Annotated in this window: 11 protein-coding genes; 1 reads left to right on the top strand and 10 read right to left on the bottom strand. The window is 70.5% G+C overall.

The genetic code is table 11. From position 1 onward, the window contains the following. The first annotated feature begins 389 nt into the window (after positions 1 to 389). On the top strand, positions 390 to 3,536 hold the full coding sequence (ileS, locus tag C4J65_RS07250; protein WP_115741655.1) for an isoleucine--tRNA ligase: 3,147 nt from the start codon (positions 390 to 392) through the stop codon (positions 3,534 to 3,536). Between the two features lie 195 nt (positions 3,537 to 3,731). On the opposite strand, the gene divIVA is transcribed toward ileS, so the two are convergent. The 10 genes from divIVA to murD form a co-directional block, all read right to left on the bottom strand. Then, positions 3,732 to 4,934 carry an apical growth/hyphal branching protein DivIVA gene (divIVA, locus tag C4J65_RS07255; RefSeq protein WP_115741656.1) on the bottom strand — a complete coding sequence of 401 codons (1,203 nt, stop codon included), beginning with the start codon at positions 4,932 to 4,934 and terminating at the stop codon, positions 3,732 to 3,734. A 55-nt stretch (positions 4,935 to 4,989) separates the two neighbouring features. After that, positions 4,990 to 5,274 carry a YggT family protein gene (locus C4J65_RS07260; RefSeq protein WP_007448661.1) on the bottom strand — a complete coding sequence of 95 codons (285 nt, stop codon included), beginning with the start codon at positions 5,272 to 5,274 and terminating at the stop codon, positions 4,990 to 4,992. Positions 5,275 to 5,355: 81 nt separating this feature from the next. Further along, a complete protein-coding gene (sepF, locus tag C4J65_RS07265) occupies positions 5,356 to 5,997 on the bottom strand; it encodes a cell division protein SepF (RefSeq protein WP_115741657.1) in 642 nt (213 codons plus the stop codon). 128 nt (positions 5,998 to 6,125) lie between these two features. After that, complete coding sequence (locus C4J65_RS07270; RefSeq protein WP_115741658.1) at positions 6,126 to 6,845, bottom strand: YggS family pyridoxal phosphate-dependent enzyme; 720 nt, start codon at positions 6,843 to 6,845, stop codon at positions 6,126 to 6,128. A 6-nt stretch (positions 6,846 to 6,851) separates the two neighbouring features. Further along, entirely contained in the window at positions 6,852 to 7,580 is a 729-nt protein-coding gene (gene pgeF / locus C4J65_RS07275) for a peptidoglycan editing factor PgeF (protein WP_115741659.1), read from the bottom strand. Further along, entirely contained in the window at positions 7,577 to 8,776 is a 1,200-nt protein-coding gene (ftsZ, locus tag C4J65_RS07280) for a cell division protein FtsZ (RefSeq protein WP_109031829.1), read from the bottom strand. Before ftsZ ends, pgeF begins: the two co-directional genes overlap by 4 nt. A 288-nt stretch (positions 8,777 to 9,064) precedes the next feature. Then, on the bottom strand, positions 9,065 to 9,859 hold the full coding sequence (ftsQ, locus tag C4J65_RS07290; protein ID WP_115741661.1) for a cell division protein FtsQ: 795 nt from the start codon (positions 9,857 to 9,859) through the stop codon (positions 9,065 to 9,067). Between the two features lie 26 nt (positions 9,860 to 9,885). Beyond that, positions 9,886 to 10,980 (bottom strand): undecaprenyldiphospho-muramoylpentapeptide beta-N-acetylglucosaminyltransferase, encoded by a 1,095-nt coding sequence (gene murG, locus C4J65_RS07295; RefSeq protein WP_115741662.1) that lies wholly within the window; start codon positions 10,978 to 10,980, stop codon positions 9,886 to 9,888. A gap of 6 nt (positions 10,981 to 10,986) precedes the next feature. Then, positions 10,987 to 12,357, bottom strand: a complete 1,371-nt coding sequence (gene ftsW, locus C4J65_RS07300; protein WP_115741663.1) for a putative lipid II flippase FtsW — start codon at positions 12,355 to 12,357, stop codon at positions 10,987 to 10,989. Between the two features lie 77 nt (positions 12,358 to 12,434). Next, positions 12,435 to 13,850: a UDP-N-acetylmuramoyl-L-alanine--D-glutamate ligase gene (gene murD / locus C4J65_RS07305; protein WP_115746331.1), complete on the bottom strand. Its 1,416-nt coding sequence runs from the start codon at positions 13,848 to 13,850 to the stop codon at positions 12,435 to 12,437. Positions 13,851 to 13,857: the final 7 nt, after the last annotated feature.

Here is a 13,857-nt window from a genome sequence, read left to right on the forward strand (position 1 = left end):
TCCGCCGGAACGCCGCCCGGGCCGTCCGTGCGGGGACCGGCCCCCGGACGGCGGCATTCGGGTCACGCCGAAACCGGTCGGCCGTTGTCCGCGCGGCGCCGTACACTGGGCGCAGCGGAAAGCATGGATGGGGACGAGTAGCGGCGTCAGCAGCCCAGAGCGACCCGGGGACGGTGTGAGCCCGGGGGCGAGCGCGACGTGAAGATCACCCCGGAGCCGCCGGAAGAAAGCCGTGGCAGCACAGCCGCGGCGAGTAGAACCGGCTCGCGACCCCAATGAGGGGGCTCACCGGAGCACACGACGCACCGGCGGGCCAAGGAGGGTGGTACCGCGGGAGCACGGCTCTCGTCCCTCCGACGGAAGGCAGCACGTCCGCCGGAGGAAGCTCGTTGAATACGCAGCCGCAGTACCGCCAGGTGCCCGCCCAGGTCGACCTGCCCGCGCTCGAACACGCGGTGCTCGACTTCTGGCGTGAGCAGAAGATCTTCGCCAAGAGCCTGGAGCAGTCCGAGGGCCGCCCCGAGTGGGTGTTCTACGAGGGCCCGCCCACCGCCAACGGCATGCCCGGCGCGCACCACATCGAGGCGCGCGTCTTCAAGGACGTCTTCCCCCGCTTCCGCACGATGCGCGGCTACCACGTGGGCCGCAAGGCCGGCTGGGACTGCCACGGCCTGCCGGTGGAGCTGGCCGTGGAGAAGGAGCTCGGCTTCTCCGGCAAGCAGGACATCGAGGCGTACGGCATCGCCGAGTTCAACGCGAAGTGCCGCGAGTCGGTGACCCGCCACACCGACGCCTTCGAAGAGCTCACGACCCGCATGGGCTACTGGGCCGACCTCCAGGACCCGTACCGCACGATGGACCCGGAGTACATCGAGTCCGTCTGGTGGTCGCTGAAGGAGATCTTCAACAAGGGCCTGCTGGTCCAGGACCACCGCGTCGCCCCCTGGTGCCCCCGCTGCGGTACCGGCCTGTCCGACCACGAGCTGGCCCAGGGCTACGAGACGGTCGTCGACCCGTCCGTCTACGTCCGCTTCCCGCTGACCTCCGGCCCGCTGGCCGGCGAGGCCGCGCTGGTCGTGTGGACGACGACCCCGTGGACGCTGGTCTCCAACACCGCGGTCGCCGCGCACCCCGACGTCACCTACGTCGTCGCCACGGACGGCGAGGAGAAGCTGGTCGTCGCCGAGCCGCTGGTCGGCAAGGCGCTCGGCGAGGGCTGGGAGACCACCGGGCAGTCCTTCACCGGCGCCGAGATGGAGCGCTGGACGTACCGGCGCCCCTTCGAGCTGGTCGAGTTCCCCGAGCCCGCGCACTACGTGGTCAACGCCGACTACGTCACCACCGAGGACGGCACCGGCCTCGTCCACCAGTCCCCCGCCTTCGGTGAGGACGACCTCAAGGTCTGCCGCGCGTACGGGCTGCCGGTGGTCAACCCGGTCCGCCCGGACGGCACCTTCGAGGAGGACGTCCCGCTGGTCGGCGGCGTCTTCTTCAAGAAGGCCGACGAGAAGCTGACCGAGGACCTGGAGACCCGGGGCCTGCTCTTCAAGCACATCCCGTACGAGCACAGCTACCCGCACTGCTGGCGCTGCCACACCGCGCTGCTCTACTACGCCCAGCCGTCCTGGTACATCCGCACCACCGCCGTCAAGGACCGCCTCCTCCAGGAGAACGAGAAGACCAACTGGTTCCCGGACGCGGTCAAGCACGGCCGGTACGGCGACTGGCTGAACAACAACATCGACTGGGCGCTCTCCCGCAACCGCTACTGGGGCACCCCGCTGCCGATCTGGCGGTGCGCGGAGGACCACCTCACGGTCGTCGGCTCCCGCGCGGAGCTGACCGAGCTGTCCGGCACCGACCAGTCGGCCCTGGACCCGCACCGTCCGTTCATCGACGACGTGACCTTCACCTGCACCCACGAGGGCTGCTCCCTCGAAGCGCTGCGCGTGCCCGAGGTGATCGACGCCTGGTACGACTCGGGCTCGATGCCGTTCGCGCAGTGGGGCTACCCGTACAAGAACAAGGAGCTGTTCGAGAGCCGCTACCCGGCACAGTTCATCTCCGAGGCCATCGACCAGACCCGCGGCTGGTTCTACACGCTGATGGCGATCGGCACCCTGGTCTTCGACAAGTCGTCCTACGAGAACGTGGTCTGCCTCGGCCACATCCTCGCCGAGGACGGCCGCAAGATGTCCAAGCACCTGGGCAACATCCTGCAGCCGATCCCGCTGATGGACCAGCACGGCGCCGACGCGGTCCGCTGGTTCATGGCGGCCGGCGGCTCCCCGTGGGCGGCCCGCCGGGTCGGCCACGGCACCATCCAGGAGGTCGTCCGCAAGACGCTCCTCACGTACTGGAACACGGTCGCCTTCCAGGCCCTGTACGCCCGCACCTCGCGTTGGGCGCCGAGCGAGGCGGACCCGGCCCCGGCCGACCGCCCGGTCCTGGACCGCTGGCTGCTCTCCGAGCTGCACGCGCTCACCGACCAGGTGACGCAGGCGCTGGACGCCTACGACACCCAGCGGGCCGGCAAGCTGCTGTCCGCGTTCGTCGACGACCTGTCCAACTGGTACGTGCGCCGCTCCCGCCGCCGCTTCTGGCAGGGCGACAAGGCCGCACTGCGCACGCTGCACGAGGTCGTCGAGACGGTCACCAGGCTGATGGCGCCGCTGACCCCGTTCATCACCGAGCGGGTCTGGCAGGACCTGGTCGTGCCCGTCACCCCGGGTTCCCCCGAGTCGGTCCACCTGTCCTCGTGGCCGGAGGCCGACCTGGCGGCGATCGACCCGGAGCTGTCGAAGCAGATGGTCCTGGTCCGCCGCCTGGTCGAGCTGGGCCGTGCCACGCGTGCGGAGTCGGGGGTCAAGACCCGGCAGCCGCTCAGCCGCGCGCTGATCGCGGTGGCGGGCTTCGGCACGCTCTCCCCGGAGCTGCACACCCAGATCACGGAGGAGCTGAACGTCGAGTCCCTCGCCTCGCTGAGCGAGGTCGGCGGCAGCCTCGTCGACACGACCGCGAAGGCCAACTTCCGGGCGCTGGGCAAGCGGTTCGGCAAGCGCGTGCAGGACGTGGCGAAGGCCGTCGCGGCAGCGGACGCCGCCGCGCTGTCCCTGGCGCTGCGCGAGGGCACGGCCTCGGTGGAGGTCGACGGCGAGACGATCACCCTCGCTCCCGACGAGGTGATCATCACGGAGACGCCGCGCGAGGGCTGGTCGGTCGCCTCCGACTCGGGCGCGACCGTGGCGCTCGACCTGGAGATCACGGAGGAACTGCGCCGCGCGGGCCTCGCCCGGGACGCGATCCGCCTGATCCAGGAGGCCCGCAAGAACAGCGGCCTCGACGTCGCCGACCGGATCGCCCTGCGCTGGACGGCCACGGACCCGGCGACGATCGCCGCCCTGACCGACCACGCCGGCCTGATCTCCGACGAGGTCCTGGCGACGGACTTCGCGCAGGGCGAGGCGGACGACACGTACGGGGCACCGTTCTCGGACGAGGGTCTTTCCCTGGTGTTCCGCCTGCGGAAGCAGTAACCGAGCAAACGACTGGGCCCGGCCCCCCTCTCTCTGAGGGGAGCCGGGCCTTCACGGCTGCGGGCAGTCGTGCCTCCCCCAGCGCCTGAACGGCCTGGGAGCCACCCCCGCCCGCACCGGCACACAAAAGCGGGCCCCGGGTCAAAAACCCGGGGCCCGCCCTGAACGTTGCCGAAGGCTACGCCGTACTACAGATCAGTTGTCGTCCTCGTCGATCAGGAACCCGCGCATCGGCGAAGGCGCCTGCCCCATCGGCGACGGCCCCTGCGGCCGCACCGGTGCCATCGGCTGGGTCATCGCCGGCGACATCTGCTGCTGGCCGCCGTAGGACGGGCCCGACTGGCCCGGACCGCTGCCCATCGACTGGTTGCCGCCGTAGGACGGGGCACTGGCGCCGGCCGGGGCCATCGAGGGCGCCGGGGACGGCGGCAGGGACGGCGCGGCGCTCGTCGGCGTGCGCGGCGGAGCGAGCGAGTCGTCCGCCTGCGTCTCCAACTGGCGCAGCTGGGACTCCAGGTACGACTTCAGTCGCGTCCGGTACTCGCGCTCGAAGCCGCGCAGGTCCTCGACCTTGCGCTCCAGCGTGGCGCGGGCGGACTCCAGGGAGCCCATCGCGACGCGGTGCTTCTCCTGCGCGTCCCGCTCCAGGGCGTCCGCCTTGGCACGGGCGTCCCGCTCCAGACCCTCGGCACGCGAACGAGCCTCGCCGACGATCTTGTTGGCCTCGGAACGGGCCTCCGCGATCGCCTGGTCGGCGGTCTGCTGGGCCAGCGAGAGCACGCGAGCGGCGCTGTCGCCACCGGGGCCGCCCTGACCGGGCATGCCGGGACCACCAGGGCCCTGCGGGCCGCCCATGGGGCCGCCCATCGGACCGGGACCCATCTGACCCTGCATCGGACCCGGACCCTGGCCCATCGGCCCCGGGCCCTGGCCCATCGGCCCCGGACCCTGGCCCATCGGGCCGGGACCCTGCGGGCCACCCTGTCCGCCGGGGCCGGCGGGCAGCTGCGGGGCACCGCTCGGCAGCTGGGGCGGACCACCCATGGGGCCACCCATCTGCTGCTGCGGCGGGCCCGATATGCCGGCGGGCACCGGAGCGCCGGGACCTCGCATGCCCTGCTGCGGCATACCACCCTGCTGCGGGGGATGCCCCTGGTGCTGCGGCGGCTGCTGATCCTGCGGAGGTTCCGGAGGCTTGCGCATGTTCTGCTGGTTCTGCGCGGCCGCACGCGTCGCCGCGGCCAGCTTGGCGCGCAGGTCCTCGTTCTCGCGGAGCAGTCGGGTCAGTTCGGCTTCGACCTCGTCGAGGAAGGCATCGACCTCGTCCTCGTCATAGCCTTCTCGGAGGCGGACGGTCGTGAACTGCTTGTTCCGCACGTCCTCGGGGGTCAACGGCATCTCTTCACCTCAACGTTGTCGTCGGCATTCGGCAAGCCCGTATCTCTCTCATCGATCACAGCCGGCTCACGATCGAGATCAGGATGTAGACGATGATCATCAGTACGAAGAAGGACAGGTCGAGCGCCACGCCCCCGAGACGCAGCGGCGGAATGAACCGCCGCAGAAGCTTCAACGGTGGATCGGTGACAGTGTAGGTGGCCTCCAGAACGACCACCATCGCCTTGCCGGGTTGCCACGAGCGGGCGAACTGGAAGACGTAGTCCATGACCAACCGGAAGATGAGCACGATGAGGAAGCACATCAGCGCGATGTAGACGACATCCAGGACCACGCTCATGACCTGTGCTTCCCTCTCCCCTGAACCATCTCTCGGACCCTGTCCCGGGCCCGCGTTCTTGCTCTGTACCGGTGGTGCGTCTCAGCTCTGGTTGAAGAACCCGCCCTCTGCGATGCGGGCCTTGTCCTCCGCCGTGACATCGACGTTAGCAGGAGACAGCAGGAACACCTTCTGCGTCACCCGCTCGATACTGCCGTGAAGACCAAACACCAAACCGGCCGCAAAGTCGACAAGTCGCTTCGCATCTGTGTCATCCATCTCAGTGAGATTCATGATCACCGGCGTGCCCTCACGGAAGTGTTCCCCGATGGTACGGGCCTCGTTGTAGGTCCGGGGGTGAAGTGTGGTGATCCGGTAGGGCTCTCGTTCGGACACGACCTTGGGCATGATGACCGGTGCGCTCTTTTCCAGGCTTGCGCGTTCTTGTGTGATGGACGCCACGGGCGCGATGCGCGCCGGGCGGCCGGATTCCGCCGCGAGCGAAGCGGAACGGGGCATCGGCTCGCGCTGCGCGGGCGGTTGCACGACTCGTACCTCTTCGTCCCTTTGGGACTGATGCGCACCATGCGACTGGTGCGCCGGTTCGTGGCGTCGGTGATCCCGCTCGGGTTCCGGGTCCAGTTCGGGTTCGAAGTCGTCGTCGGGGTCGAACCCCCGGCCGTCGTACCCATCGTCCTCCACGAGGCCGAGGTAGACCGCCATCTTGCGCATCGCGCCGGCCATGCTCTGAGTCCTCCGCTCTGTGGTGGATCTGCTGACGACTCCAAGTGCCTGCGATCCACGAGGTCGTTGCGTCCGCCTTTCGGCGGTAATGACCATATTTTCTGCTGTGGTCCGACTTCTTGGCGACGTTACCCGAGCCTGGGTCGGACTCCGAGTACCGCAGTGCCGACGCGTACATGTGTCGCTCCGGCGGCCACGGCCTGTTCGAGGTCCGCACTCATCCCCGCGGAGACCATGTTCGCAGCCGGATGGGTTCGGCGCACGTAGGTCGACAAATCCATGAGGTGCTCGAACGCCGCCCGTTGGCGTCCGGCGTACTCGCCGGTGAGCGGCGCCACGGTCATCAGTCCGTCGAGGCGCAGCCCCTCCGATCCGGCGACCAGGTCGGCCAACTCTTCGATTCCGGCGGGCGGGACACCGCCGCGCTCCCCACGCCCGCCCTCCTCCGCGTCCAGCGCCACCTGGAGGAGACAGCCCACTTCACGGCCGGTCCGTACGGCCTCCTTCGAGAGGGCCGTGACCAGCCGCGCGCGGTCCACGGACTGCACGACATCCGCGTAACCGACCACGGACCGGACCTTGTTGGTCTGCAACTGCCCGACGAAATGCCACGAAAGCGGCAGATCCGAGCAGGCGGCGGCCTTGGGTGCCGCGTCCTGGTCGCGGTTCTCCGCGACGTGGCGCACCCCGAGTTCCGAGAGAATGCGCACATCGTCCGCCGGGTAGGTCTTGGTGACCACGATGAGGGTCACGTCCTCCCGCGGGCGTCCGGCGGCCGCACACGCGGCGGTGATGCGCTCTTCCACTTTCGCCAGGTTCGCGGCGAGTTCGTGCTTACGGTCCGTCATGCCCCATCAGTCCAGCCACACATAGCCCGCGAGCCGCCCGGTGGTGCGGTCGCGTCGGTACGAGAAGTGGTCCGCCGACTCCCGGGTGCACACCGGCGACCGCGCCCGGTCGTGCACCCCGAGGCGCTCGAGCTGCGCGTGCACTCCGGCGCTCACGTCGAGGGCCGGAGTGCCCCAGCTGGTCTCGGCGTACGCCGCCGGCTCGACGGCGGCCACCTCGGCGCGCATCTCCTCGGGCACCTCGTAGCACCGGCCGCACACGGCGGGCCCGGTGCGGGCCACGATCCTGGCCGGGTCCGCGCCGAGTTCGGTCATGGCCCGTACGGCGGCGGTCACGACCCCGGCGACCAGTCCGGGCCGGCCCGCGTGGGCCGCGGCGGCGACACCGGAGACCGGGTCGGCGAGCAGGACGGGCACGCAGTCGGCGGTGAGGACGGCGAGGGCGAGGCCGCGTTCGGCGGTGACGACGGCGTCGACCCGCGGGACCGGCCGGTCCCCCCAAGGTGCGTCGACCACGGCGACGTCGGCCCCGTGCACCTGGTTCATCCAGACCACCCGGGACGGGTCGACCCCCAGTGACTTGGCCGCCAGCTCCCGGTTGGCCGTGACGGCGCCGGGGTCGTCGCCGACCGCGCCGCCGAGGTTGAGCTCCTCGTACGGAACGGCGCTCACTCCGCCCCACCTGTCGGTGAAGCCGAAGTGCGCGCCGTTCACGGTGTCGCGCTGTCCTATCACTTCAGGAAGTCCGGCACGTCCAGTTCCTCGGCCGCGCTGTCCGAGTAGGTCCGCGACGGCGGAACCGGCGGCGGGGAGACCGGCAGGTCGGCGACCGGCTCCGGCGCGGGCGCCTGCTCCGGCTCCTCCTTCGGCTTGACGCTGCCGAGCGAGCCGAAGGACGGGCGGCTCTCGGACGGCCGGGCCGGGGTGGGCTCCTCGCGCTTGGCCGAGGAGGACCCGAGGACGTTGTCCCGCTTGGACGGCGGCTGCCCCCCGTCGAAGCCGGCCGCGATCACGGTGACCCGCACCTCGTCGCCGAGGGCGTCGTCGATGACCGCGCCGAAGATGATGTTGGCCTCGGGGTGGGCGGCCTCGCTGACCAGCTGGGCGGCCTCGTTGATCTCGAACAGGCCGAGGTCCGAGCCGCCGGAGATGGAGAGCAGCACGCCGCGGGCGCCGTCGATGGACGCCTCGAGCAGCGGCGAGGAGATCGCCATCTCTGCGGCGGCCACCGCACGGTCGTCGCCGCGGGCCGAGCCGATGCCCATGAGGGCCGAACCCGCCTCGGACATGACCGACTTCACGTCGGCGAAGTCCAGGTTGATCAGGCCGGGGGTGGTGATGAGGTCGGTGATGCCCTGCACACCGGACAGCAGCACCTGGTCGGCGGACTTGAACGCGTCGAGCACGCTGACCTGGCGGTCCGAGATGGACAGCAGCCGGTCGTTGGGGATGACGATGAGGGTGTCGACCTCTTCACGGAGTTCCGCGATGCCGTCCTCGGCCTGGTTGGCCCGGCGCCGTCCCTCGAAGGTGAACGGGCGGGTGACCACGCCGATGGTGAGGGCGCCCAGCGAGCGGGCGATGTTGGCCACGACGGGCGCGCCGCCGGTGCCGGTGCCGCCGCCTTCACCGGCTGTCACGAAGACCATGTCGGCCCCCTTGAGGACCTCCTCGATCTCCTCGCGGTGGTCCTCGGCGGCCTTGCGGCCGACGGCCGGGTTGGCTCCGGCGCCGAGTCCGCGGGTGAGTTCGCGGCCGACGTCGAGCTTGACGTCGGCGTCGCTCATCAACAGCGCCTGTGCGTCGGTGTTGATGGCGATGAACTCGACGCCCTTGAGACCGACCTCGATCATCCGGTTGATGGCATTGACACCACCGCCGCCGACACCGATGACTTTGATGACTGCGAGGTAGTTCTGCGGTGCTGCCACGTCGAAGGCCTCTCGCCTCGAGTTACGTGTCGCCCGACCGCCGAAGCACTGATGCCCCCGCGATCCGACGACTGATGCCGATTGGGACGGTCCGTAGCGCCGACCCGAACCCTAACGCTGAAGTTTAGGGTTACCAGTGTGTCTGTTCCTTGGACTCTTCCGAACAGGACACTAAGTCGACAAGTGGCGCACGTTCAACGAACACGCCGAACCTCCCGTTTTTCTTTTCACCCTATGTGATCAGCCGTAGCGCTGCCCAACCAGGGTGCTGGCCTGCGCGTATACCCGTCAACTCCCGGATGACGCCGGGGCGGTGGGGACACTCACGTCGAAGTGCCGCGCGCCGGGCGTCGCTTTCATGAGCGCGGTGAGTGCGCGGGCTTTCTGCACACCCTGCTCACCGCTCCCCCACGACACGGTCCGCTCTCCGCTCAACTCCAGCGAGATGTCGTCGTAGGAACGGACCTTGACGAGCCGTGTGTCCCGGGCGACCTTGCCGGGGAGCCGGCCGGCCACCCGGACCGCCTCGCGCACCAGGCGGTCGTCGTCGAAGCGGCGCAGGCTCGCCGCGGCCGAGCCGGAACGGGCCGGTTCCAATTCCAGCGTGGGCACGCCTTTCGGGGGCTTGGAAACCGTGGCGAAACGGACGCCTTCATCGTCCACTTCCACGAAGTTTCGGCCCTTTTGCACAATCAGGACCGGAGTACGCTCCGTCACTTTCAGTCCGATTCCGTGCGGCCAGGAACGCTCCACGCCGACCTCGTCAATGCGGGGCAGTTTCCGGCGCAGTCGGGCCTCGACCGCCTCCGTGTCGACCGAGATCAGCGGGTCCCCGACCGGCACGTCGGCGGCCTCGCGCACCTGCGCGGGCGTCAGGACGTTCGTCCCCGAGACCGACACCCGCTCCAGGCGCGTCCAGTTCGAGCCGTAGAGCACCCAGACGGTGCCGCCCGCGACGAGCACGAGCGCCACGGCGAGGATGATGATCGTACGAAGGCGGGGCGGGCGGAACCGGCGTGCCGGGGGCGGGCCGGACGACTCCTGCTGGCGTGCACCGCGCTCGGCGGTGGTCGGTCCGGCCACGCTCCCCTGCCTTCCGTCAGACGTGTCTAGCGGCGCGCACGGGCGGCGATCGCCTCGTACACCATGCCGACGAGGAGGTCGTCGGCGTCCCGGCGGCCGAACTCGGCGGCGGCGCGGGACATCTCGTACAGCCGGTGCGGGTCGGCGAGCACGGGCAGGACGTTCTGCTGGAGCCACTCGGGCGTGAGGTCCGCGTCGTCGACCAGCAGTCCGCCGCCGGCCTTGACCACCGGCTGGGCGTTGAGCCGCTGTTCGCCGTTGCCGATGGGCAGCGGGACGTAGGCGGCCGGGAGCCCGACGGCGGAGAGTTCGGCGACGGTCATCGCGCCCGCGCGGCAGAGCATCATGTCGGCGGCGGCGTACGCGAGGTCCATCCGGTCCAGATAACTTACCGGGATGTACGGGGGCATTCCCGGCATCTGGTGGACCTGCGGCAGTTCGTTCTTGGGTCCGACCGCGTGCAGGATCTGGATCCCGGCCTGCTGGAGCCAGGGCGCGACCTGCTGGATGACCTCGTTGAGCCGGCGGGCGCCCTGCGAGCCGCCGGTGACCAGCAGCGTCGGCAGGTTGGGGTCGAGCCCGAACATCGCGCGGGCCTCGGGACGCGCGGCGGCCCGGTCGAGGGTGGCGATGGAGCGGCGCAGCGGGATGCCGATGTAGCGGGAGTTGCGCAGCTTGCTGTCGGGAGTGGAGACGGCGACCTGGGCGGCGTAGCGCGAGCCGATCTTGTTGGCCAGGCCGGGGCGGGCGTTGGCCTCGTGGACGACGATCGGCACGCCGAGCCGCTTGGCCGCGAGGTAGGCGGGCAGCGCCACGTAGCCGCCGAAGCCGGCCACGGCGTCCGCCTTGGTGCGCTCCAGGATCTGCTCGGCGGCCTTGATGGTGCCGCGCAGCCGGCCCGGGACGGTGATCAGCTCGGGGGTGGGCTTGCGCGGCAGCGGCACGGCCGGGATCAGCGCCAGCTCGTAACCCCGCTCGGGCACCAGGCGGGTCTCCAGGCCGCGTTCCGTGCCCAGGGCCGTGATCCCCACGGTCGGATCCTGCCTGCGCAGGGCGTCCGCGAGGGCGAGCGCGGGCTCGATGTGGCCCGCGGTTCCTCCGCCGGCGAGTACGACATGCACCGAAATTCACCGCTCTCCGGACGAGCGCGCCGCCGAGGCGCGCCGTCGCATCGTGTTCCAACTCCCAGGGCTCCGCTTGGCCGCGGGTCCCCTGGCTCCCCGCTTTCTACCAAAGCGAGGTTGCCGCAACGCAAGCGCCGCCCGCGCACCGGGTTCGTCACGCGCGAAGGCGATCAGCAGACCGATGGCGAACATGGTCGGCAACAGGGCGGAACCCCCGTAGGAGAACAGCGGGAGCGGGACACCGGCGATCGGGAGCAGCCCGAGGACCGCACCGATGTTGATCACGGCCTGGGCCGTGATCCAGGTGGTCACGCCTCCCGCGGCATACCTCACGAAGGGGTCCTCCGTGCGTCCGGCCACGCGGATACCCGCATAGCCTAGAGCCGCGAACAGGGCGAGCACCGACAGCGTCCCCGCCAGGCCCAGTTCCTCACCGGTGACGGCGAAGATGAAGTCGGTGTGCGCTTCGGGGAGTTGACCCCATTTCTCCACACTGGCACCGAGCCCGGAGCCGAACAGCCCGCCGGAGGCGAGGGCGTAGATGCCGTGCACGGCCTGCCAGCAGGAGTCGCCGGGGCCCGGGTCGGTGGCACCGAGGCAGTTGAGCCGGGCCATCCGGTTCGCGCTGGTCTTGATGAGGATGAAGCCGAGCAGCAGGGCGATCGAGAGCACGCCCGCGAACAGCCGGGTGGGCGCGCCGGCCAGCCACAGCAGGCCGAACAGGATCGCCGTGAGGATGATCGCGGTGCCCATGTCCCCGCCGATCATGATCAGCCCGAGCAGCATGAACGCGGCGGGCACCAGCGGCACCAGCATGTGCTTCCACTGGGTCAGCAGCTTCTTGTCGTGCTTGCGGGCGAGCAGGTCCGCGCCCCAGAGCACCAGGGCCAGCTTGCCGAACTCGCTGGGCTGGATCTGGAAGGAGCCGCCCAGCGAGATCCAGTTCTGGTTGCCGTTGACCGCGACTCCTATCCCCGGCACCTGGACCAGGATCATCAGGAAGACGGCACCGGCGAGGATCGGATAGGCCAGCGCCCGGTGCAGTTTGACCGGCATCCTCATCGCGGCGACCAGGAGACCCGCTCCGATGAGCGCCGCGAGGGCCTGCTTGCGGAAGAAGTACGAGCCGGGCAGCGACAGCTGGAGCGCGGTGATCTGGGACGCCGAGTAGACCATCACGAGGCCGAGCACGGTGATCAGCAGGCTGCCGCCGAAAATCAGGTAGTACGCGGTCAGCGGCCGGTCCCAGGCGCGGCGCAGCCGGTGGTAGAGGCCGAGCACGCCGTTCTCGTGTCCCGGTCCCGGTGTGGCCGGTCGCTTGACGGTCCGCTGCACGGGCGGACGTCCGGTGCGGCTCTGGGGACTACCGGGCATCACGGCCTCCGCTGTACGTCGGCATGGACCGTCCCACGCGTCCTCCCGAGTTCATCCGGCGGCAGGAGGCGGCCGGGTCAGGCGCCGAGTTCGCGAACGGCCTGCGCGAACGCGTCACCGCGCTGGTTGTAGTTGGTGAACATGTCCATGGAGGCGCAGGCCGGGGCCAGCAGCACCGTGTCGCCGGGCCGGGCGAGCCCCCGCGCCTCCTGAACGGCCTGGAGCATCGCACCAGTGTCGGTCCGGTCGAGGTCGACCACGGGTACTTCGGGGGCGTGTCGCGCCAGGGCTTCACGGATCAGCGCGCGGTCGGCGCCGATGAGGACGGCGCCGCGCAGCCGCTTCGCCGCGCCCGTGACCAGTTCGTCGAAGGTCGCGCCCTTGGCCAGCCCGCCGGCGATCCACACGATCGACTCGTAGGCCGCCAAGGACGCCTCGGTGGCGTGGGTGTTGGTGGCCTTGGAGTCGTCCACGTAGGCCACGCCGTCCACGTCGGCGACGTGCGCGATGCGGTGGGCGTCCGGTGTGAAGGCCCGCAGTCCGTCCCGTACGGCGGCGGCGGGGACGCCGAAGGCGCGGGCGAGGCCCGCGGCGGCAAGGGCGTTGGCGATGTTGTGCGGGGCCGGCGGGTTGACGTCGGAGACCTCGGCCAGCTCCTGGGCGTTCTTGTGCCGGTCCTCGACGAAGGCGCGGTCGACCAGGAGGCCCTCCACGACCCCGAGTTGGGAGGGGCCGGGGGTGCCGAGGGTGAAGCCGACGGCCCGACAGCCCTCCTCGACGTCGGCGGCGCGGACCAGCTCCTCGGTCGCCCTGTCCGCGACGTTGTAGACGCAGGCGACGCGATTGCCCTCGTAGATACGCCCCTTGTCGGCGGCGTAGGCCTCCATGGAGCCGTGCCAGTCGAGATGGTCCGGGGCGAGGTTGAGCACGGCCGCGGAGTGGGCGCGCAGGGAGGGCGCCCAGTGGAGCTGGTAGCTGGACAGCTCCACGGCGAGGACGTCGTACTCCTCCTCGCCGGTGACCACGTCCAGCAGGGAGACCCCGATGTTGCCCACGGCGGCGGTACGCAGACCTGCCGCCTTCAGGATCGACGCGAGCATCTGGACGGTGGTGGTCTTGCCGTTGGTGCCGGTGACGGCCAGCCAGGGCGCGGGCTTCCGGCCGTCCAGGCCGCGCAGCCGCCAGGCCAGCTCCACGTCGCCCCAGACCGGGACGCCGGCCTGCCCGGCCGCCGTGAACAGCGGCTTGGTGGGCTTCCAGCCCGGTGCGGTGACGATCAGCTCGGTGCCTTCGGGCAGGGTGTCGCCGTCGCCGAGGCGCACGGCGACCCCGAGCGACTCCAGCTCCGCCGCCTGCGTCCGGGCCCGCTCGTCGTCGCCGTCGTTCACGACGGTGACGTGTGCGCCGAGACCGTGCAGCACCTTGGCCGCCGGGACGCCGGAGACGCCGAGCCCGGCGACGGTGACGTGCTTGCCGCTGAATTCCGAAGGCACCGAGGAG

Source organism: Streptomyces sp. CB09001 (assembly GCF_003369795.1).
Lineage (GTDB): Bacteria > Actinomycetota > Actinomycetes > Streptomycetales > Streptomycetaceae > Streptomyces.